The organism is Microbaculum mangrovi, assembly GCF_051390635.1.
Lineage (GTDB): Bacteria > Pseudomonadota > Alphaproteobacteria > Rhizobiales > Tepidamorphaceae > Microbaculum.
Window position 1 is genome coordinate 425465 of sequence record NZ_JBPODT010000001.1, and the last position, 21553, is coordinate 447017.

Annotated in this window: 21 protein-coding genes; 14 read left to right on the forward strand and 7 right to left on the reverse strand. The window is 67.4% G+C overall.

Translation table 11 applies throughout. The annotated features are described in order from the left end of the window. Positions 1-10 precede the first annotated feature (10 nt). The 7 genes from ACSF9G_RS02030 to ACSF9G_RS02060 all read right to left on the reverse strand — a co-directional run bounded on the left by ACSF9G_RS02030 (position 11) and on the right by ACSF9G_RS02060 (position 6394). On the reverse strand, positions 11-208 hold the full coding sequence (locus ACSF9G_RS02030; RefSeq protein ID WP_436637786.1) for a hypothetical protein: 198 nt from the start codon (positions 206-208) through the stop codon (positions 11-13). 90 nt (positions 209-298) lie between these two features. Beyond that, complete coding sequence (locus ACSF9G_RS02035; protein ID WP_436637788.1) at positions 299-1162, reverse strand: metal ABC transporter permease; 864 nt, start codon at positions 1160-1162, stop codon at positions 299-301. Further along, a complete protein-coding gene (locus tag ACSF9G_RS02040) occupies positions 1159-2061 on the reverse strand; it encodes a metal ABC transporter permease (RefSeq protein WP_436637791.1) in 903 nt (300 codons plus the stop codon). The genes ACSF9G_RS02035 and ACSF9G_RS02040 overlap by 4 nt, the downstream gene beginning before the upstream one ends. Next, a complete protein-coding gene (locus ACSF9G_RS02045) occupies positions 2058-2990 on the reverse strand; it encodes a manganese/iron ABC transporter ATP-binding protein (protein ID WP_436637793.1) in 933 nt (310 codons plus the stop codon). The genes ACSF9G_RS02040 and ACSF9G_RS02045 overlap by 4 nt, the downstream gene beginning before the upstream one ends. After that, complete coding sequence (locus ACSF9G_RS02050) at positions 2987-3844, reverse strand: metal ABC transporter substrate-binding protein (RefSeq protein WP_436639634.1); 858 nt, start codon at positions 3842-3844, stop codon at positions 2987-2989. Before ACSF9G_RS02050 ends, ACSF9G_RS02045 begins: the two co-directional genes overlap by 4 nt. A 277-nt stretch (positions 3845-4121) precedes the next feature. Further along, a complete protein-coding gene (gene fliP / locus ACSF9G_RS02055; protein WP_436639636.1) occupies positions 4122-4853 on the reverse strand; it encodes a flagellar type III secretion system pore protein FliP in 732 nt (243 codons plus the stop codon). 92 nt (positions 4854-4945) lie between these two features. After that, complete coding sequence (locus tag ACSF9G_RS02060) at positions 4946-6394, reverse strand: hypothetical protein (protein ID WP_436639638.1); 1449 nt, start codon at positions 6392-6394, stop codon at positions 4946-4948. Here ACSF9G_RS02060 and ACSF9G_RS02065 point away from each other — a divergent pair. The 14 genes from ACSF9G_RS02065 (at position 6299) to alaS (ending at position 21443) form a co-directional block, all read left to right on the forward strand. Further along, complete coding sequence (locus ACSF9G_RS02065) at positions 6299-6520, forward strand: hypothetical protein (RefSeq protein WP_436639688.1); 222 nt, start codon at positions 6299-6301, stop codon at positions 6518-6520. The two genes, ACSF9G_RS02060 and ACSF9G_RS02065, sit on opposite strands and share 96 nt — an antisense overlap. A gap of 256 nt (positions 6521-6776) precedes the next feature. After that, positions 6777-7184, forward strand: coding sequence for a flagellar basal body protein (locus tag ACSF9G_RS02070; protein WP_436637795.1), 408 nt, complete (start codon positions 6777-6779; stop codon positions 7182-7184). Between the two features lie 15 nt (positions 7185-7199). Further along, the gene (flgC, locus tag ACSF9G_RS02075) at positions 7200-7610 is read left to right on the forward strand and encodes a flagellar basal body rod protein FlgC (RefSeq protein ID WP_436637797.1); all 411 of its coding nucleotides are present in this window, start codon (positions 7200-7202) and stop codon (positions 7608-7610) included. Positions 7611-7644: 34 nt separating this feature from the next. Next, positions 7645-7950 (forward strand): flagellar hook-basal body complex protein FliE, encoded by a 306-nt coding sequence (gene fliE / locus ACSF9G_RS02080; protein WP_436637799.1) that lies wholly within the window; start codon positions 7645-7647, stop codon positions 7948-7950. A 107-nt stretch (positions 7951-8057) separates the two neighbouring features. Beyond that, entirely contained in the window at positions 8058-8321 is a 264-nt protein-coding gene (gene fliQ / locus ACSF9G_RS02085) for a flagellar biosynthesis protein FliQ (RefSeq protein ID WP_261616199.1), read from the forward strand. Positions 8322-8362: 41 nt separating this feature from the next. Further along, on the forward strand, positions 8363-9124 hold the full coding sequence (gene fliR / locus ACSF9G_RS02090) for a flagellar biosynthetic protein FliR (protein ID WP_436637802.1): 762 nt from the start codon (positions 8363-8365) through the stop codon (positions 9122-9124). Between the two features lie 15 nt (positions 9125-9139). Continuing rightward, positions 9140-10234, forward strand: a complete 1095-nt coding sequence (flhB, locus tag ACSF9G_RS02095; RefSeq protein ID WP_436637804.1) for a flagellar biosynthesis protein FlhB — start codon at positions 9140-9142, stop codon at positions 10232-10234. A gap of 124 nt (positions 10235-10358) precedes the next feature. Continuing rightward, entirely contained in the window at positions 10359-12884 is a 2526-nt protein-coding gene (cckA, locus tag ACSF9G_RS02100; protein ID WP_436637806.1) for a cell cycle histidine kinase CckA, read from the forward strand. After that, positions 12881-13324 carry a VOC family protein gene (locus ACSF9G_RS02105; protein ID WP_436637808.1) on the forward strand — a complete coding sequence of 148 codons (444 nt, stop codon included), beginning with the start codon at positions 12881-12883 and terminating at the stop codon, positions 13322-13324. Before cckA ends, ACSF9G_RS02105 begins: the two co-directional genes overlap by 4 nt. A gap of 114 nt (positions 13325-13438) precedes the next feature. Further along, entirely contained in the window at positions 13439-14212 is a 774-nt protein-coding gene (locus tag ACSF9G_RS02110; protein WP_436637810.1) for a hypothetical protein, read from the forward strand. After that, positions 14209-16188 (forward strand): MFS transporter, encoded by a 1980-nt coding sequence (locus tag ACSF9G_RS02115; protein ID WP_436637812.1) that lies wholly within the window; start codon positions 14209-14211, stop codon positions 16186-16188. Before ACSF9G_RS02110 ends, ACSF9G_RS02115 begins: the two co-directional genes overlap by 4 nt. A 13-nt stretch (positions 16189-16201) precedes the next feature. Next, the gene (locus tag ACSF9G_RS02120) at positions 16202-17191 is read left to right on the forward strand and encodes an ABC transporter substrate-binding protein (protein ID WP_436637814.1); all 990 of its coding nucleotides are present in this window, start codon (positions 16202-16204) and stop codon (positions 17189-17191) included. Positions 17192-17385: 194 nt separating this feature from the next. Then, positions 17386-18486, forward strand: a complete 1101-nt coding sequence (recA, locus tag ACSF9G_RS02125; protein WP_436637816.1) for a recombinase RecA — start codon at positions 17386-17388, stop codon at positions 18484-18486. A gap of 209 nt (positions 18487-18695) precedes the next feature. Next, positions 18696-21443 carry an alanine--tRNA ligase gene (alaS, locus tag ACSF9G_RS02130; protein ID WP_436637818.1) on the forward strand — a complete coding sequence of 916 codons (2748 nt, stop codon included), beginning with the start codon at positions 18696-18698 and terminating at the stop codon, positions 21441-21443. Positions 21444-21553 lie beyond the last annotated feature (110 nt).

Below are 21553 nucleotides of genomic sequence, written 5' to 3' on the forward strand. Positions count from 1 at the left end.
TCGGCCCGGCCTAGCCGGGCGCGAACGTCTCAAGCCACTGCCAAGCCCGCGCGAGCTCGATCGCGATCCTGATCGCGGCGCCGACGAATATCAGCCCCAGCACCCAAACCCGGTTGATGCTCGCCGCGAAATAGAGGGTCCTGGCGTCCTCGCGAAGGGCCTCTTGCCTGTCGGGAGACGAAGCCGGGTCGAGGCCGGATTCCTCCATGAGCGACCGCAGGCTGCCGCCAGGAAGCCTAGACGTTTCGACCGTAGCCCCGACTGCCTCTGATCGAAGATCAGCCGGACACCGTCGCGATCAGGAGGACTGCGGCGTCTCCACGTTTTCCAGCCGCTGCGCCCGCGCGATCCGCCGCGACGACACGACCAGGGCGACGACGAACAGTCCCGTCATCAGCAGGATGATGGTCGGCGCCGGCGCGCTGTCGATGAAGAAGCTGAGATAGACGCCGGTGAACGACGCGCCGGCGGCGATGAGCACCGCCGCCACCAGCATCGTCCCGAAGCTGCGGGTGATCAGGAACGCGATGGCGCCCGGCGCGATCAGCATGCCGATCGCCAGGATGATGCCGACGGCCTTGAGGGCGCCGACGATGGTCAGCGACAGGATCGACAACAGGCCGTAGTGCAACAGGCGTACCGGCAGTCCGATGGTGCGCGCCTGCGCCGGATCGAAGGCGTGCAGCAGCAGGTCGCGCCACTTCACCGCGATGATCGCCGTCACCACCAGCGCGATGACACCGGATTCCACGAGGTCGGCGGGGCCGACGCCCAGCATGTCGCCGAACAGGATGTGATCGAGATGCACATCCGACTGGACCTTCGTGTAGAGCACGATGCCGAGCCCGAACATGCCGGAGAACACCACGCCCATCACCGTGTCCTGCTTGATGCGGCTGTTCTCCTTCAGGAAGCCGGTCAGGAGCGCGCAGGTCATGCCGGCCGCGAAGGCCCCGATGGCGAGCGGGATCGCCAGGATGTAGGCGATCACGACACCGGGCAGGATCGCGTGGGCAATGGCGTCGCCCATCAGCGACCAGCCCTTCAGCACCAGGAAGCACGACAGCAGCGCCGCCGGCACCGCGACCAGAACGGAGATCATCAGCGCATCGCGCATGAACGCGAACTGGAACGGCTGGACGAGGGTCTCGATCAGGCTCATTGCGCCGCCTCCGCTTCGCGTTCCAGCGCCGGCTCCGCAAGCCGGCCCGCCTTGAGCGCCTCGGCCGCGCGCCGCCGCGCCGCCAGCATCCCGTGCTTGGGCGCCAGGAAGAACGCCGTCAGGAAGATCAGCGTCTGCAGGCAGATGATGATGCCGCCGGTCGCCCCGTCGAGGAAATAGCTCGCATAGGCGCCAAGGAAGCTGGTCGCGGCCCCGATCGCGATGCTGAGCAGGATGAGCCTCGGAAACCGGTCGGTGAGCAGATAGGCCGTCGCGCCGGGCGTCACCACCATGGCGATCACCAGGAAGGCGCCCACGGTCTGCAGCGCCGCCACGGTGCAGGCCGACAGCAGGGTGAAGAACACGATCTTTAGCAGCGTCGGCCGCAATCCGACGGAGCGGGCATGGGTCTCGTCGAAGAAGGTCACCATCAGGTCCTTCCACTTCGCCGCCAGCACCGCGAGCGAGACGAAGCCGATGATGGCGAGCTGCAGCGTATCCCCGGGCGTGATCGCCAGGATGTTGCCGAGCACGATGGTCTGGATGTTCACCGATGTCGGCGACAGCGACACCATGAACAGCCCGAGCCCGAAGAAGGAGGTGAAGATCAGGCCTATGATGGTGTCCTCCTTCAGCCGCGTGCGCTGGTTGAGGAACAGCATGGCGCCGGCGGCCAGCCCGCCCGACAGGAACGCGCCGAGCGAGAACGGCAGGCCGAGCATGTAGGCGCCGGCGACGCCGGGCACGATCGAATGGGACAGGGCGTCGCCGATCAGCGACCAGCCCTTGAGCATCAGATAGGCCGACAGGAAGGCGCAGACCGCGCCGACCAGCGCGCTGACCCACATGGCGTTGACCATGTAGCCGTAGGAAAAGGGTTCCAGCAGCGTCGCCATCATGGTGCCGGTCCGCGTTTTCCGGCCCGGCCCAAATTCCGGTCCGCCGTCCGGGCATCGTCGTCGTCGCCGTAGAAGACCAGCGGCCGCTCGTCGTCGGTCAGGACGGTCAGGCGCCGGTCGTCGGCGTCCTCGTGCAGGTCCGTGCCGCCCAGCACGAAATGGCGCAGCACGCCGCCGAAGGTCTTTTCCAGATTGGCCTGCGTGAAGATCCGCTCGGTCGGGCCGTGGGCGAGCACCGTTCCCTTGAGCAGCACAGTACGGTCGCAGAACTCCGGCACGCTGCCCAGGTTGTGGGTGGAGACCAGCATCACCCGGCCCTCCTCCCGCAGCGACCGCAGCAGGGCGACGATGGCCTCCTCGGTCTTCACGTCGACGCCGGTGAACGGCTCGTCGAGCAGGATGACCTGCCCGTCCTGGGCGAGCGCGCGGGCCAGGAACACGCGCTTCTTCTGGCCGCCGGACAGTTCGCCGATCTGGCGCTTGCGGAAGTCGCTCATGCCGACCCGCGCCAGTGCGTCCTCCACCGCCGCGTGATCGGCGGCGCGGGGAATGCGCAGCATGTTCATGTGGCCGTAGCGGCCCATCATCACCACGTCCTCGACGAGCACGGGGAAGCTCCAGTCGACCTCCTCGGCCTGCGGCACGTAGGCGACGACGTTGGCCTTCAGCGCCGCGTCGACCGACTGGCCGAGGATGGAGATCGAGCCCCTGGCGACGCGCACGAAGCCCATGATCGCCTTGAACAGGGTCGACTTGCCGCTGCCGTTGACGCCGACGAGCGCGGTGATCGTGCCGACAGGCGTGTCGAAGGTCGCGTCGCGCAGGGCCGTGTGGCCGTTGCGGTAGGTGACGGTCACGTCCTTCACCGACAGTCCCGACCCTGCATCCATGGACGCAACGTCGGCGCGATGGCCGCGCTGGTCGTTCATTCGGCGAGCCCCCTGACGATCGTATCGGAGGTCACCTTCAGGAGATCGATGTAGGTCGGCACCGGCCCGTCCGCCTCGCTGAGCGAGTCCACGTACAGAATGCCACCATAGGCCGCTCCCGTCTCGCGGGCGACCTGCCGGGCCGGATCGGCCGACACGGTGCTTTCCGAGAACACGACGGGAATGTCGTTGTCGCGAACCAGGTCGATCACCTTGCGCACCTGTTGCGGCGTGCCTTGCTGATCGGCGTTGATCGGCCAAAGGAAGGCTTCCTTGAGTGCGAAGTCCCGCGCCAGGTAGCTGAACGCGCCCTCGCTCGTCACCAGCCAGCGCCGGTTGTCGGGGATCGCCGCGATCTTGTCGCGGATCGGACCGATCGCCTGGGTGACCCGCGCCTTGTAGGCCTCGGCGTTGGCCTTGTAGGTCTCCGCGTTGTCGGGATCGTGCTCCACGAAGGCGTCGCGGATGTTGTCGATGTAGATCAGCGCGGTGTCCGGCGACATCCATGCATGCGGATTGGGTTTGCCCGAATACGGCCCCTGGCCGATGCTCATCGGCTCGATGCCCTCCGACACCACCGCGCCGGGAACATCCTCGAGGTTGCGGAAGAACTTCTCGAACCACAGTTCGAGATTCAGGCCGTTCCAGAACACGAGCTGGGCGTCCTGCGCCTTGAGGATGTCGCGCGGCGTCGGCTGGTAATTGTGGATCTCCGCGCCCGGCTTGGTGATCGACTCCACGATCGCCGCGTCGCCGGCGACGTTGCGCGCCATGTCGGCGATGACGGTGAAGGTGGTGACCGCCTTGAACTTGTCCTGCGACACGGCCGGCACCGCCCAGACCGCGAGCGCCATCGCCAACCCAGTCGCGATGCCCGCGAGTCTCCTGCCCCCGAAGGTGCCTGCCATATCGATCGATCTCCGTGTTGCGAATGACTTGCAATACGTTATCGACGGAGAATGGAAATGCAACTCATTCGCAACAAAAAATTCGATACGGCCCCTCAGCGGGTCGGGCGCGCAGGCAGGCAATACGGATTGTTGGGGGTATGGGCGGCACCCGCGCGTACACGCACGGACACGCCGAAACGAAGTCCGGGCCAATCTCAGGCTCCGGGCCTGCGCGCGGACGTCAGACCGCGTTGAAGCTTTCCACCAGGCTACCCGCGATCAGGCTCCAGCCGTCCACCAGCACGAAGAAGATCAGCTTGAAGGGCAGCGAGATGATCACCGGAGGCAGCATCATCATGCCCATCGACATCAGGATCGAGGCGACCACCATGTCGATGACGATGAACGGCACGAAGATCAGGAAGCCGATCTCGAAGGCGCGACGCAGCTCCGAGATCATGAAGGCGGGCACCAGCACGCGCAGCTCGATGTCGTCGGGCGTGGCCGGACGCTCGGCGCCGGCCATGTTCACGAAAAGCTCCAGGTCCTTCTCGCGCACCTGGGCCAGCATGAAGGTGCGGAACGGCGCGACCGAACGGGTGAACGCCTCAGACGGCTCGATCTGCTGGTTGATCATCGGCTCGATGCCGTCCTGGTAGGCGGTCTGGAACGCCGGCGCCATGACGAAGGCGGTGAGGAACAATGCCAGGGAGATGATCACCGAGTTGGGCGGCGCCGTCTGCAGGCCGATGGCGGTGCGCAGCAGCGACAGCACCACGACGATGCGCGTGAAGGACGTCACCATCACCAGGATCGACGGAGCCAGGCTCAGGACCGTGATCAGCGCGACGAGCTGGACCGCCCGCTCGGTCAGGCCGACGCCCTCGCCGAGATCGATGTTGATGGACTGCGCCGCCGCGGTTGCTGGCAGGAGTGCCAGGACCGCGACCGTCAGGACCGCGACGGCCAGCATCGCGACAACCGGGATCGCGACCGGCAGGCGGACTCCGCCCGGGACCGCCACACCGTTCACGGTGCGCCGGTGCAGCGCAAACCGGCGCATGGTCAGGTGTCCCGCTTCAGGATCTCGTCGTAGATGCTGATGTCTTTCGCCGTCTTCGTCTCGGTCTCGTCGTCGGACTGGTCCGAGTCGGACGTGGCCGGCGCCAGATTGAGTTCCGCGGCAACGGCGGCAGCCAGATCGAAGTCCGGCTCCCGCTTCGGCGGCGGTGGCGCCGATCCGGCGGCTTCGCCCGAAGCGGAGGGAGACGGAGGCGGCGGGGCGGCCGGAGATGGAGCGGCCGGACGCGCGGGCGCCCCGGTCGCGGCAGCCCCGGTCGCCGCGGCGGTGCCGGACGGCATCAGCGGGCGCTTCAGCGCGGCCTCCAGGCGCTGCGCCATTTCCTCGAGCTGAGCATCGCGCCCCTGCCCGGCACCGGCCGGCTTGGCGTCACCGGGCGCGGACGCCGGGGACGGCGCTGAAGCCGGAGACGAGGCGGACGCCGGAGACGGGGCGGACGCTGGAGACGGTGCCGCGGGGGGTGGTGGCGAGGGCTTCGCTATGACCTGTTCCGGCGCTTTCGACGGTCCGGACGGTGACGACTCGGACCGCGGCGGCACGGACCGCGGCGGCACGGAAGGCCCAGGCGCCGAAGCCGGCTGCGGGGATGACGGCTGCGCGCTTGGTGGCTGCGGGGCGGATGGCTGGGGGGCAGCGGGCGGCGGTGCCGAAGGTGACGGCGCGGCCGACGTGCGTGCGATGGACTGCGGGACCGGCTCGGGACGGGACGGTGGCGGTGACGGCTCCCTGGGCGCGGCGGGCTTCGCCGCCGACGGCGCAGGCTGTGCTGCGGGAGGGGACGCAGAGGGAGGAGGCGCTGCGGGAGGAGGCGCTGCGGGAGGAGGCGGGGGCGCGATCACACTCGGCTGGGGCGACGGTTGGGCCGCGGACGGTTTGGCAGCAGGTGCCGGGCTCGCCGGGGCTTGGCTGGCAGGTGCCTGGACCGCAGGCGTTTGGACTGCCGGGGCCGGCGAAGGCCTGGGCGACTGAGGTGGCGGTGCGGAGGGCACCTGCGCGGAAGGAGCCGGCGCGGAGGGGACCGGCGCGGGACGCTCACCCACAGGCGGACGCACCGGTGTCGCCGGCCGCGGTGGCGGCGCGGCCGGGCGCGGCGGGACCGGCGGTTCGACGGCGCGCATCGGCCGCGTAGTTTGCGTGTCGGACAGGCGCGGCGGCACGCTGGGTTCGGCACGCGCCGACCGCAACGGTGCTTCCCGCAACGGTGCTTCCGGGCCGCGCGGTGCCGGCCTTGCGGGTTCCGACGCTTCCATGCGCACGCGCTCGGCGGCGTGCGCCACGGACCGCTCGCTGATGCCCGCTTCCACCACCACGTCGGCGGGACCGCCGATCAGGATCAGATGCTCGACATCGTCGCGGCGCACCAGCACCAGCCGCCGCTTGGCATCGACGTGGGTCGCGTCCACCACGGCCAGCCGGTCCTGCTTGGCGCGCAGGGCCCCGCCGAATCCGCCCCGCCCCGCCGCGACGCGACGGATGATCCACGCGGTCACCGCGATCAGCAGCAGCACGAAGACGAAGGCGATGATGAATCTCGCCGGCAGTCCCAGCTGGACCCCTAAAAGGTTCTCGAGAAACTCCATCAGACGTGCCTCCTGCGTCCGCCGCGTACACGGAACTCGTTAACGTTCGTCGGCAGAATTTGCCGGGATCAAGGCTAACAAAAAGTTAACACATTAGGCCAGAAGCGCCGGAATCCCGTCTTTCCGCCCGTTCGGGTCCTGAACAAGCGGTTAACGGAATTAACATCCCATTAACCATAGCCCCGGCAATGTGTGCCCATTCTACGACGACATGGCAAGCTGGAAAGGAGCAATCGTGTCGATCGCCGAGCTCCCGATTTTCTCAGCCCTCAAGTCGAAGATGTCCTGGCTGCAGGCCCGCCAGACCATCCTTGCGGCGAATGTCGCCAACGCCGACACCCCCGGCTATCGCGCAAACGATGTCGAAACGTTCGTCGTTCCCGGCGTCAATCGCGTGCCCACGCCGGGTCGCATCGCCCCGGTCGCCACGCATTCCCTGCACCTCGCCGGGTTCGCCGGTTCGGCGTCGCCATGGGGTCAGGACGACAAGGATACCTTCGAGGTCACGCCATCCAGAAACTCGGTGGTTCTGGAGGAAGAGATGATGAAGATCGCCGAGACCCAGCTCGACTACCAGATGGCCACCGGGCTCTACGCGCGCGGCATCGGCCTGTTGAAAACCGCGCTCGGGCGCCGCGCCTGAAGGGGATAGCTGCCGATGGACCTGATGAAGAGCCTCAAGATCGCCGCCGCCGGCCTCCGCGCCCAGTCGAGTCGGATGCGCATCGTGTCCGAGAATCTGGCGAACGTCGATTCGACCGCCCGCACGCCCGGCGGCGATCCCTATCGCCGGCAAATCCCCACCTTCAAGGCCGATTTCGACCGCGAACTCGGCGCCCACATCGTCAAGCCGGGGCGCGTGCGCGAGGACATGAGCGACTTCTCGATCCGCTACGAGCCCGGCCACCCGGCCGCCGACGGCAAGGGTTACGTGAAGACCGCCAACGTCAGTTCCCTGGTCGAGATCATGGACATGCGCGAGGCCCAGCGCAGCTACGAAGCCAACCTGAACATCGTCCGCTCGGCCCGCACGATGATCCAGCGCACGCTGGACATCCTGCGCGCCTGAGCCGCGCCTACCCCCAGTCGAGAGGAGAGCACGCATGACCCCGGCAGCAGCAATCAAGGCCTATGCCGCCGCGGCCGACGCCGCGATGACGAAGGCGCCCGGCACTGAAAAGACGGCCGGAATGCCGGATTTCGGAGAGATGCTCGGCACCGCCATGGCCAACGTGGTCGATTCGGGCCGCGCCGCCGAACAGACCAGCGTCGCGGCGCTGACCGGCGGCACCGATCCGGTCAATGTCGTCACCGCCGTCGCCGAGACCGAACTGGCGCTCGAGACGATGGTCTCGATCCGCGACAAGGTGATCTCGGCCTACGAGGAAATTCTCAGGATGCCGATCTGACCGCCGCCGGCTTGCGGATAGACCGCAGGCTGCCGGCCGGATGACATGGGCCGCCGATTGACAAGGGCCGATTGACACGGGCCGACTGATAAGGGTGGATTGAGCGAATGAATGGTGCGGAAGTCCTCGATATCGCCCGCGACGGCGTCTGGACGCTGATCAAGGTGTCGAGCCCGTTGATGCTCGTCGGGCTGGTCGTCGGCCTCGTCGTGGCGCTGTTCCAGGCCCTGACCCAGATCCAGGAGATGACGCTGGTCTTCGTGCCGAAGATCATCGCGATGTTCCTGGCGCTCATCGTCACCCTGCCCTTCATGAGCGAGGCGCTGGGCAGTTTCATGGTCCGGATCGCCGAGCATATAGTAGCCGGCTGAGGGCGATCGCGCCCCAAGCGAAGCGCCCTGCGACCCCTCCGATGCAGATCGAGCTCCTCCCCGGCGTCGCCTTCGTCTTCATGCTGATCTTCGCCCGTGTCGGCACGATGCTGATGCTGATGCCGGCCCTGGGCGAATCCTCGTTTCCCGCCCGCCTCCGGCTCGTGTTCGCGCTGGCGCTGGCGCTGGTGCTCTATCCCGTCGTCGGCCCGGACTATCCCCCGGTGCCGGCGGATTTCGGCACCATCCTCAGGCTGCTGATCATCGAATTCGCGATCGGCTTCCTGATCGGCCTCACCACCCGCTTCATCACATTCTGCCTGCAGGTCGCCGGCTCCACGATCGCCTTCCAGATCGGCCTCGGCTTCGCCCAGAACGTCGATCCGACCCAGGGGATCCAGGGCGCGCTGTTCGCCAGCTTCCTGTCGATGCTCGGCATCGCGCTGATCTTCGCCGCCGACCTGCACTATCTGTTTCTCGGCGCCATCCGCGACAGCTACGTCCTGTTCCGCCCCGGCGCCCCTCTGCCCGTCCGCGACGCGGCGCTGATCGCACTGGAGACCTTCGCCGGCACCTTCAAGGTCGGCGTCCAGATGGCCGCCCCCTTCATCGCCTTCGGCCTGATCTTCTATCTCGGCCTCGGCGTGCTCTCCCGCCTGATGCCGCAGATCCAGATCTTTTTCGTCGCCATGCCGGCCAACATCCTGATCGGCTTCCTGCTGCTGGCCCTCGTGCTGGGCAGCACCATGGCGTGGTTCCTCGAGCATGTGGCGGGCTCCGTCGAGCCCTTCCTGCTGCGCTAGCCCGACGGGACCGCCATGGCCGAAGAACAGGACCAGTCGGAACGCACGGAAGACCCGACAGACCGAAAACTGGAGGAGGCGCACAAGCGTGGCGACGTCACCAAGAGCCAGGAGGTCAACACCTGGTTCGTGCTGACCGGTGCGACTTTGGTGTTGCTCATCTTCGGCCATTCCATGACGGCGAGCCTGACCGAGGCCTTCGCCGGCCTGCTCGCCAATCTCAACCAGATCCCGATGGACAGCCACGGCCTGCGCAACGTCTTCGTACGGGTGACGCTGGCCAGCCTCGCGGCGATCGGCCTGCCCCTGTTCGTGCTGATGCTCGCCGCCTTCGCCGGCAACGCCATCCAGCACAAGTTCGTCTGGTCGCTCGACCCGGTGAAGCCCAAGGCCTCCAAGGTCTCGCCGATCGCGGGCTTCAAGCGGCTGTTCTCGCCGCAGAGCCTCGTCAATTTCGCCAAGGGCCTGGCCAAGCTCGCCATCGTCTCGGGCGTCATGTTCGCCATCGCCTGGCCGGAGCGCGACCGCCTCGACAGCCTGATGAGCATGGACCCCGCCATGCTGATGTCGACGGTCCAGGAAATGGCGCTCAAGCTGCTTGCCGGCGTCATCGCGGTGATGACGGTGGTCGCGGCCCTCGACTACGCCTGGCAGCGGCACAGCTGGTTCAAGCGCCAGCGCATGTCGATGAAGGAGCTGAAGGACGAGTTCAAGCAGGCCGAAGGCGACCCGATGGTGCGCGCCAAGATCCGCCAGGTTCGCGCCGAGCGTGGCCGCCAGCGCATGATGGCGCAGGTGCCGCAGGCCACAGTGGTGATCACCAACCCGACCCACTATGCCGTGGCGCTCAAATACGAGAAGGGCATGGCGGCCCCTGTCTGCGTGGCCAAGGGTGTCGACCGGGTCGCGCTGAGCATCCGCGAAATCGCCAAGGCGCACGACGTCCCCGTCATCGAGAATCCGCCGCTCGCCCGCTCGCTGCACGCCGCAGTCGACGTCGACGAGACGATCCAGCCCGATCATTACAAGGCGGTTGCGGAAATCATCGGCTACGTTATGCAGATGAAAGCCAAGTCCGCATGGCGGTCGAATCAGGACACCATGCGATAGACTTGGTGCGTGATTGCCCCAATCCGGCCAGATGGGACCGTCAGATTGAGCAGACCGTATCGTTGCTGGCCGCAGGCCTGCCGTTCTGCAAGTCCGGCCCCGGCCCGAGCGATGGCCTGAAGGGATGACCGAAACGCGACTTGATCCGCCGGCGAGCGACACCGAGCCCGAGAAGCCCGAGAAGGAAGGGTCGATCGGCGTCGTGATTCTGCTCGCCATGGCGCTGATCACCATCGCCGTGGCGCTGGCGCTGATGGGCCGCGAGGAAGCGCGCCCGGTGGTGCTGGGCCTGCTCGCCTTCCTCGCCGTCGTCGGCGTCTTCTCCCTGTTCGCCGCGTCCGTCGGTCTTGTGCGCTTTTCCGACAAGCGTCGCGCCGACGGTTTCGGCGAGATAATCGCCGAGGACGTGCCGGAAGGCATGCTGGTCACCGGCCGCGGCGGCCGCATCCTGTTCGCGAACGCCGCTTATATGCGCCTGACCGACGCCGAACGGGCCGCCGACGTGCGCGGCGTCGAACGCGCGTTCGCCGGCGACGCGGAGGCCTCCGAGGCGATTTTCCGCCTGTCCCAGGCCGCCGCCGCCGGCCGCCGCGCCGAGGAAGAGGTGCGCATCGAGCGCGCCGCGCCCGACGGCGAGGGCCGGCGCGCCACCTGGTACCGCATCCGCGTGCAGCCGCTCGCCAGCCGCGGCAAGCGCGACCTGCTGTGGCAGGTCGCCGACATCACCCACGACCGCGTCCGCCAGGAGGACGTGTTCCGCGAACTGCAGCGGGCGATCGACAATCTCGATCACGCGCCTGCCGGCTTCTTCTCCGCCGATTCGGCCGGTCGCATCCGCTACGTGAACGCCACCCTGGCCGGCTGGCTCGGCTACGATATCGCCGAGACCGAAACGGCTTCGCTCACGCTCGACCGGATCATGTCGGGCGACTCCGCCGCCCTCGTCCACAACATGGAGCCGGCGCCGGGTGAAGTGCGGGTCGAGACCATCGACCTGGATCTGGTGCGCCGGGACGGCCGCACCCTGCCGGTGCGCCTGCTGCACCGCGTCGCCTTCGACCAGGCCGGCAATCCCGGCACCTCGCGCACCATCGTGCTCAACCGCAGCGCCGGCGCGGGCGATGTCGCCGAGACCCTGCGCGCCGCCGAGGTGCGGTTTGCCCGCTTCTTCAACAACACGCCGCTGGCGATCGCGACCGTCGACCGCAACGGCCGCATCGAGCGCACCAACGCCGCCTTCGCCCGCCTGTTCGCGGGCAAGGACCGCAGCGTGCGCAACATCGCCGATTGCGTCGGCGAACGCGACCGCGAGGCCCTGCTCGACACGCTCGACGCCGCGTTCTCGGGCCAGGCCGAGCTGAAGCCCGTCGACGCGCCCGTGGCCGGCGACGCAGTGCGCATCTCCCGGTTCTACGCCAGCCCCGTCGAGGATGGCGACGGCGAGGCCGCGATCGTTTACGCCCTGGACATCACCGAGCAGAAGGCGCTGGAGGCCCAGTTCGCGCAGGGCCAGAAGATGCAGGCCGTGGGCCAGCTCGCCGGCGGCATCGCCCACGATTTCAACAACGTGCTGACGGCGATCATCGGCTTTTCCGACCTGCTGCTGGCCAATCACCGGCCGACCGATCCCTCGTTCAACGACATCATGAACATCAAGCACAACGCCAACCGGGCCGCCGGCCTGGTGCGGCAGCTGCTTGCCTTCTCGCGCCGCCAGACGCTGAGGCCGCAGGTCCTCAAGCTCGCCGACGTGATGTCCGCCGACATGCAGGTCCTGCTCGCCCGCCTGCTCGGCGCCAAGGTCGAGCTCAACCTCGACCAGGCCCGCGACCTGTGGCTGATCAGGGCCGACGTCAACCAGCTCGAGCAGGTGATCATCAACCTCGCCGTGAACGCCCGCGACGCCATGCCCGAGGGCGGCAAGCTGACGATCCGGACCCGCAACGACGGCCGCGACGAGCCGATGACCAGCGGCGACGCCACCATGCCGGCCGGCGAGTACGTCCTGCTTGAGGTCGAAGACACCGGCACCGGCATGCCGCCGGAGGTCATGGCCAAGATCTTCGATCCGTTCTTCACCACCAAGGAGGTCGGCAAGGGCACCGGCCTCGGCCTGTCGACCGTCTATGGCATCATCAAGCAGACCGGCGGCTTCATCTTCGCCGACTCCACGCCCGGCAAGGGCACGTGTTTCCGCATCTACCTGCCCCGTCACATGCCCACCGCGGAGGAAGCGGCGCCGAAGCGCGAAGCGGTCGCCGAGGCGCCCAGGGACCTGACCGGACGCGGGACGATCCTGCTGGTCGAGGACGAGGAAGCGGTCCGCGCCTTCGCCGCCCGGGCGCTCGCCTCGCGCGGATACACCGTGCTCGAGGCCGACACCGGCGTGGCCGCGCTCGAGATCATGGACAGCCACGAGGGCACGGTCGATCTGGTCGTCTCCGACGTGGTGATGCCGGAAATGGACGGACCGACGCTGCTGAAGGAAGTGCGCAAGCGCAATCCCAAGCTGAAGGTGATCTTCGTCTCCGGCTATGCCGAGGACGCCTTCGCCAAGAACCTGGAGGGCGGCGAGCAGTTCCACTTCCTGCCCAAGCCGTTCAACCTGAAGGAACTCGCGGCCACCGTTAAGGAGGTGATGTCGGCGTGACCGGCCCCCGAACGAGACGCAAGGCACCTGCGCTCGACGGAATCCTCGAGACGGCGCTCTATGTCGACGATCTCGATATCGCCAGGGCCTTCTACGCCGACACGATGGCGTTCGCGGAAATCTTCAAGGACGCGCGGATGGCCGCCTTCGATGTCGGCGACGACCGGGTGCTGCTGCTCTTCAAGCGGGGCGCGAGCGCGGTCGAGGCGCGGATGCCGGGCGGCGTAATCCCGCCGCACGACGGTTCCGGCCCGATCCACATCGCCTTCGCCGTCTCCGCCCGCAGCCTGGCCGCCTGGGAACGGCATCTCGCCGCCGGCGGCGTCGAGATCGAGAGCACCGTAGACTGGCCCGACAAGCGCGGCCGCAGCCTCTATTTCCGCGATCCCGATGGCCATCTGCTGGAACTCGCCCCGCGCCGGCTCTGGACGCGCAAGTAGAGACCGGTCCAGACAGTCGCCAGGTCGAAAGGCCTGTCATACCGAAACGCTTAATGGTTAAGCTGTTCCTGCGGGCGGGTGACTGCGCACATTCCGTGTCCCGGGGGGAGGAACATGGCTCTGTTCTGGCGCATCTGGTTCGCGGTGACGATCGCAAACCTGATTGTGCTCACGATTTTCGTCACTTTGGCGACACTTCAGTTCGGTAATATCAATTCCGGTCTGGTCGGCGACCGTCTGGTCGTCCTGGCCGACAGCACCGCGGCGCCGTTCAGGGCCGCGGCAAAGATCGGGCTGCCGCTCTCGAGCGTCCGCAATGCCGAAGCGCTTCTGGAACGGGCGCGACAATCCGATGATTCCATCCAGGCGATCCACGTTTTCGACGCGGACGGCCGAATCATCAAGTCGACCGCGGTCCCGGCTCCCGCCGCCATACCTCCCGAGGGCCTTGCTGCGAGGGCCGCCGCGAACGGCGCGCCGTGGCACCGCGAAACCGCCGATGGTTTCCTGAGCAGCATCGACATCCGGTCGACCACCGGCACCACCGTCGGTGGCATCCTGATCGTCTATCCCGGCGGCGGAAATATCACGCAGATCCTGGCGATGGCGGCAGAGCTCGGCCTTGCCGCCCTCGGCGTGATGATCATCGCCGCCGGGCTCAGCGGCATCTTGATGCGCTTCGGGCTGCGCAGGCAGATCGCGCTGTTCGATGGCATCGACAGGACGTTCACCGGTTTCGAGCGAAACGCGTGGCGCAGCGCCGCCGGAGGTGTCGTCGAACCCGTCGCGGACGATACCAACGAACTGCTGTCCCTGCTCGACACGGCCGAAGCGCGATATCGCGCGGTCGGACAATCGCTCGGCGACGAAAAAGACGGCGCGCCATGAGAGTGCGCGCCCTCGATCGCGAAGGACTGCGCTCCCGCTTGAGCTGGGTGCTGGCGACGACCGTCATGGTGTCCGTGCTGGTGGTCGGCATCATCTGCATCCGTTCCTTCGACAGGGCCGTCGAACCGGAGCTGCTCAACAGGACGCGCCTGATAGGGTCGATCGTCCGCAACGAGATCCAGCGTGTCCTCGATCTGGGAATCCCCTTCGATGCGATCGTCGGGCTGGACCAGCATCTCTCCGGCATTCTCACCAAGTTCAATGAGGTGCAGGGCATCGCCATCATTTCGGCCTCGGGACAGACACTGGCCGCGGTCGCACGCCCATTGCCCCCCGCCGTGTTCCAGAACGCTCTCATCGATCAGGTCATTACGCTTCGGGAAACGACGTTCGAGTTGCCGATCCTGGAGGGCAACGAACTGGTCGGCAGGATCAAGGTCGAGACCAGCCCACTCTTCGTCCAGACCCGGCTGCGTGAGGTTCTCCTCGATGTGATGGTGGTGGCGCTCGTCGCCACGCTGCTGGCGCTGGAACTCGCGCTGGCGATCGCCACCGGTTCGGTCGGTAAGCCGTTCGACCGGGTATTCCGTCTCCTGGTCGAGCAGTCACGGAGCGATTTCCGGCACAGCGTTCGCGCCGGCGGTCTCGGCGCGCTCGGCCGCGCCGCCGCCCGCCTCAACGATCACGCCACGGACCTGGCGCAGCGGCAGGCATCCCTGCCGCTGGCGCTGCGGACGACCGCGATGGCGGGCGCCGGCGTGAAGATCGCCATGGCGCGCGCCGAACGATTGAGACTGTCGGATATCGGCGATATCCGGCTTGCGCTGTTCCTGTTCTCCGTCGCCACGGAAATCAGCGCCGCGTTCCTGCCGCTCTACGCTCGGAATGCCGGCAGGCCCGATTGGCTGAGCGCCGATCTGGCCGCGGCCGCACCCCTGGTTCTCTACCTGGTTGCGCTGGCGGCTTTGTCGCCGTTCGCGGGCTCCCTGGCGCAACGCTTCGGCGCGCGCCGGCTGTTCCTGGGATCGGTCCCGCCTGTCGTCGTGGCGCTTGCCGGGATGGCGGTCAGCGACAGCCTGATCGAGATCACGTTTTGGCGCGGGGTCACGGCGATCTTCTACGCCACCGCGACCATCTCCTGCCAGGAATACGCCATTCGCGCCGCCGACGCGCTGGGAAACACACGGTCTGTCGGCGCGTTCGTGGTGGTCGTCTATGCAGGCGTATTCTGCGGATCGGCGCTCGGCGGCCTCATAGCGGGCCGCCTGGGGTTCTCCCTCGCCTTCGCGACCGGTGCGCTCTTCGCGGCATTTTCCGGCGTCCTTGGATATTTCATGATGCGCGGGCGGGCCGGGGATCCGCATATCGGGGACACGCGCCGCCCGCAGGACACGCCACGGCGCCCTCGGCTCGGCGCCCGCTATCTGGCGCTTCTTCTTGGTGTTGCCGTTCCGATGAACGCGGCCACCGCGATCCTCATTTGGTACCTCACGCCCCTCACGCTTGCCGACGCCGGCTACGGCTCTGCCGACATCGCGCGTGTTGTCATGCTCTACTATCTGGCGGTCGTGCTGTTCGGGCCCACGGTCGCCCGCCTGTCGGACACCCGGCTCGGCTCGGTGCCGTTCATTCTGACGGGAACGCTGGCATCGGCGGCCGCGCTCCTGTCCCTGACGGTTTGGGACGGCTTCTGGGCAATCACGCTGGCCGTGGCCGGCCTGGGCGTCGGTCACACGCTCATCCGGGCACCGCTCTACAGCCAGGCGATCGCGATGACAGCCGGCTCGGGCATGGCCCTCAGCGTCCTGAGGCTTGTCGAACGGGTCGGCGCGATCATCGGACTGGGGGCGAGCGCATTGCTGCTTGGCGACATGGGCGCCGCGACCAGCATACGCGCGCTGGGCATTGCGGTGATTTGCGGTATGGTTCTCTACGCTGTCTTAGAAGCCGTCGAGAGAAGGCGGCCTGGGGCCTAGGGAGATCAATCGTATGCGCATAGTCGTGGCAACGGTGGCGGCTTGCTTGTTGTTCACGGCGCCGGCTGCGGCGGCCCAGTTCAACGTGATGATTGCGACCTGGCGCGGCTGCGAGGAGGCCTGCCAGGGGTTTCAGGACTACCTGACCGAAAAGGGGGTCGACGCGGCCTTCATCCTGCGCGACGCGGATCAGAAGAAGGAAATCCTGCCGGACATTCTCGCCGAGGCGCGCGCGGAACAAGTCGATCTCATCCTGTCATGGGGCACCACGGTCACCCGCGGTATCGCGGGGACGCTTTCCGAGCTTGGCGACGCCGCCTTCAATCACGACATCCCGCAGGTCTTCACGATCGTCGCCGATCCTGTCGGGGCCGGCATAATCGAGTCCCTGGACAGTACCGGCCGGCCGAACGTCACGGGAACCTATAACCGCGTGCCGGAAGACGTGAACATCCAGACGATCCGTGCATACCTTCCCGACTTCGAGCACCTCGGACTGATGTATAGCGCCAGTGAAAAGAACTCCGTTCTGAAACGCGACGAAATCGCCGGACTGAGCAAGGAACTGGGCTTTGCGTTTACCGCCGTCGAGCTTCCGGCCGGCGGGGACGGCGAACCCCGGATCGAGGACATCGCGCCGAAAGTCGCCGAGCTGAAGGCCGCCGGCGTCGACTTCATCTATCTGGGTTCATCGTCGTTCTTGCGTGAGAACGGAGGCGCCGTGACGGGAGCGGCGATGCAGAACGGGATTCCGGTGCTCAGCCCGTACGAATCGCTGGTGCGCGACTCCGAAGCGCTGATTTCCGTCGCGCCGCGCTACTACGAGGTCGGGCGTCTTGCCGGAGAACAGGCGGAAAAAATACTCGTCGGCGGGGCCCAGGCCGGTGACCTGCCGGTTGCCCGCATGACGAACTTCGCAATCGTCATCAACATGGACGTCGCCAAGAAGCTTAAGCGCTTCCCCCCTATCGACCTGTTGCAGGTCGCCGAGACCGTTCCGTAAGCGACCGGTTCTCGCGATTGCGCCATCGCTCGTCGCGGAAGCGCGGCGGCCAAATCTCCCGCGGGCCCCGGGATTGCTCCACTCGGCAAGATGTTCCCATTGTGTTCTTGGAACAAACCGGGTACATTCTGCGCAACCGGATCGCATTCGCTCTGGTGAATCACGAGCCCCTTGTGGAATAAGGAGTGGGACCGATGGCTGTATCTCCGCTGCGCGTCGTTGAAGGAGTCGGAATGGACAAGAACAAGGCGCTCGAAGCCGCGCTCGGACAGATCGAACGCCACTTCGGCAAGGGTTCGATCATGCGGCTCGGCCAGGACGGCAAGGTCGTCGAGATCGCCTCGATCCCGACCGGCTCGCTCGGCCTGGACATCGCACTTGGCATCGGCGGCCTGCCGCGCGGCCGCGTTGTCGAGATCTACGGGCCGGAATCCTCCGGCAAGACAACGCTGGCGCTGCACACGGTCGCCGAAGCCCAGAAGCGCGGCGGCATCTGCGCCTTCATCGACGCCGAGCACGCCCTCGATCCCACCTATGCCAAGAAGCTCGGCGTCGGCGTCGACGACCTGCTGATTTCCCAGCCCGACACCGGCGAACAGGCGCTCGAGATCGCCGACACGCTGGTGCGCTCCGGCGCGATCGACGTTCTCGTCATCGACTCCGTCGCCGCGCTGACCCCGCGCGCCGAGCTGGAAGGCGAGATGGGCGACTCCCTGCCCGGCATGCAGGCCCGCCTGATGAGCCAGGCGCTCAGGAAGCTGACCAGCTCGATTTCCCGCTCCAACACCATGGTCATCTTCATCAACCAGATCCGCATGAAGATCGGCGTGATGTTCGGCAGCCCGGAGACCACCACCGGCGGCAACGCGCTCAAGTTCTATGCCTCCGTCCGCCTCGACATCCGCCGCATCGGCGCGATCAAGGACCGCGACGAGGTCGTCGGCAACCAGACCCGGGTGAAGGTGGTGAAGAACAAGCTCGCCCCGCCCTTCCGCGAGATCGAGTTCGACATCATGTACGGCGAGGGTATCTCCAAGACCGGCGAACTGCTCGACCTCGGCGTCAAGGCCGGCGTCGTCGAGAAGTCCGGCGCCTGGTTCTCCTACGATAGCCAGCGCCTCGGCCAGGGCCGGGAGAACTCCAAGCAATTCCTGCGCGACAACACCGAGATCGCCAACCAGATCGAGACGGCGATCCGCCAAAATGCGGGCCTTTCGGTCTCCCTGGCCAGCAAATCCAGTAAGTCCGGCAACGACGGGGCCGACGACGACGGCGACGCCGCGCTGGAGGCCTGACCAGCCACGCACCATCGCAAATCCTTGCCGGGACGGCGCGTCGCCTTGTGCGACGCGCCGTTTCGCTTATGTGATCCGGTGGACAGCCTGCGGGCCCGTCGCTAAAACCACGCGCGGCCGTCCAGTTTGGCCGCACCGGCGGGATCGGCCCGCCGCCCCGACACTTTCAGTGCAGGGCCTTTTCCAGTGCAAGACAGGTGTACCGCCCGATGACCGGCGTCAACGAGATCCGCACCGCGTTCCTCGACTATTTCAACCGGAACGGCCACGAAATCGTCGCCTCGAGCCCGCTCGTGCCGCGCAACGATCCGACGCTAATGTTCACCAACGCCGGCATGGTGCAGTTCAAGAACGTCTTTACCGGCGCCGAGCACCGGCCCTACTCCCGCGCGGTGACGGCCCAGAAGTGCGTGCGCGCCGGCGGCAAGCACAATGATCTCGACAATGTCGGCTACACCGCCCGGCACCACACCTTCTTCGAGATGCTCGGCAATTTCTCGTTCGGCGACTACTTCAAGGATCTCGCCATCGAGCTCGCCTGGAACCTCGTCACCCGCGAGTTCGGCCTCGACAGGGATCGCCTGCTCGTCACCGTCTACGCCGAGGATGATGAGGCGCACGACCTGTGGAAGAAGATCGCCGGCCTGTCCGACGACAAGATCATCCGAATTCCCACGAGCGACAATTTCTGGGCGATGGGCGAGACCGGCCCCTGCGGCCCCTGCTCCGAAATCTTTTTCGACCACGGCCCCCATATCCCCGGCGGCCCCCCCGGCAGCCCGGATGAGGATGGGGATCGGTTTATTGAGATCTGGAACCTCGTGTTCATGCAGTTCGAGCAGGTCACGCCGGACGAGCGCGTGTCCCTGCCCCGGCCCTCGATCGACACCGGCATGGGGCTGGAGCGCATCGCCGCGGTGCTGCAGGGCACCCACGACAACTACGAGATCGACCTGTTCCGCCACCTGATCGCGGCCTCCGTCGAACTCACCGGCGTACCGGCCGAGGGCGCGCACGGGCCGAGCCACCGCGTCATCGCCGACCACCTGCGCGCCGCCGCCTTCCTGATCGCCGACGGCGTGCTGCCTTCCAACGAAGGCCGCGGCTACGTCCTGCGCCGCATCATGCGCCGCGCCATGCGCCACGCCGAGCTGCTCGGCGTCCGCGAGCCGCTGTTGTGGCGCCTGGTCCCCGTCCTCGTCGCCGAGATGGGCCGCGCCTACCCCGAGCTCGTCCGCGCCGAGCCGCTGGTCACCGAGACGCTGAAGCTGGAGGAGACCCGCTTCCGCAAGACGCTGGCGCGCGGCCTCGACCTGCTCAACGAGGCGACCGCGGGCATGGCCGCCGGCGCCGAGCTCGCCGGCGAGACCGCCTTCAAGCTCTACGACACCTACGGTTTCCCGCTCGATCTCACCCAGGACGCGCTGAAGTCGCGCGGCATCGCCGTCGACACCGCCGGCTTCGACACCGCCATGGCGCGCCAGCGCGCCGAGGCGCGCGCCGCCTGGGCCGGCTCCGGCGAGGCGGCCACCGAGACCGTCTGGTTCGCCCTGCGCGACCGGGTCGGCGCCACCGAGTTCCTCGGCTACGACACCGAGACCGCCGAGGGCGTCGTCACCGCGCTGTTGAAGGACGGCCGCGAGGTCTCGCGCCTGGAGGCCGGCGACGAGGGCATCGTCATCCTCAACCAGACCCCCTTCTACGCCGAATCCGGCGGCCAGGTCGGCGATGCCGGCGTCATGCGCGGCCCCGACGCCGGCCCCGACGCTGCCGGCCCCGCCTCGACAAACGCGCGCGCCGTCTTCCGCGTCACCGACACCCAGAAGAAGCTGCACGCGATCTGGGCCCATGTCGGCCGGCTGGAGGCCGGCGCGCTGGAGATCGGCCAGCCGCTGGAGCTCGCCGTCGACCACGCCCGCCGCGCCGCGGTGCGCGCCAACCATTCGGCGACCCACCTGCTGCATGCCGCGCTGCGCCAGGTGCTGGGCGATCACGTCGCCCAGAAAGGCTCGCTGGTCGCGCCCGACCGGCTGCGCTTCGACTTCTCCCATCCCAAGCCCGTCGAGGCCGCCGAGATCGAGACCATCGCCGATCTCGCCAACGACGTGATCCTGCAGAACGACGCGGTCGTCACCCGCGTCATGGATGTCGACGAGGCGATCGAGTCCGGCGCCATGGCGCTGTTCGGCGAGAAATACGGCGACGAGGTCCGCGTCGTCTCGATGGGCAATCCTCCGGAGGGCCAGCCTTCGGAGGGTACGTCAGGCTCAAAGGGATCGGGGGCGAATGCCCCCTGGTCGGTGGAGCTGTGCGGCGGCACGCATGTGCGCCGCACCGGCGATATCGGCCTGGTGGCGATCGTCGGCGAGGGCGCGGTGGCCGCCGGCGTGCGCCGGCTGGAGGCGCTGACGGGCGATGCCGCCCGCCACTATCTCAGCCGCCAGGACCAGCGCCTGCGGTCCGTCGCCGCCGAGTTGCGGGTATCGCCCGACGAGGTCGAGGAGCGGCTGAAAAGCCTGCTCGACGAGCGCAAGACGCTGGAGCGCGAGCTTGGCCAGGCCCGCCGCAAGCTCGCCATGGGCGGCGGCAGCGGTGGTGCCGGCCCGGAGATCGTCACCGTCGGCGAGACGAAGTTCCTCGGCCGCGCGGTTCAGGGCGTCCAGCCCAAGGACCTGCGTCCGCTCGCCGACGCGGCAAAGACGCAGATCGGCTCGGGCGTCGTCGCCATCGTCGGCGTCACCGAGGACGGCAAGGCCGGCCTCGTCGTCGGCGTCACGGATGATCTGACGGATACGATCAGCGCCGTGGATCTGGTGCGCGTCGGCGCCGAGGCGCTGGGCGGCAAGGGCGGCGGCGGCCGCCCCGACATGGCCCAGGCCGGCGGACCCGAGGGGTCCAAGGCCCAAGCGGCGCTTGAGGCGATTGGTGGGGTCTTAGGGGAACGCGCAACGAAATAACCGCGCCTACTAGTGCATCCGGCACTGCCTTAATGGGCGATCAAGGAGTTACGGACCACCGCCGCACAGGAGCAAGTGGGGCACTATCCTGTGCCCGGTGCCAATGCTAA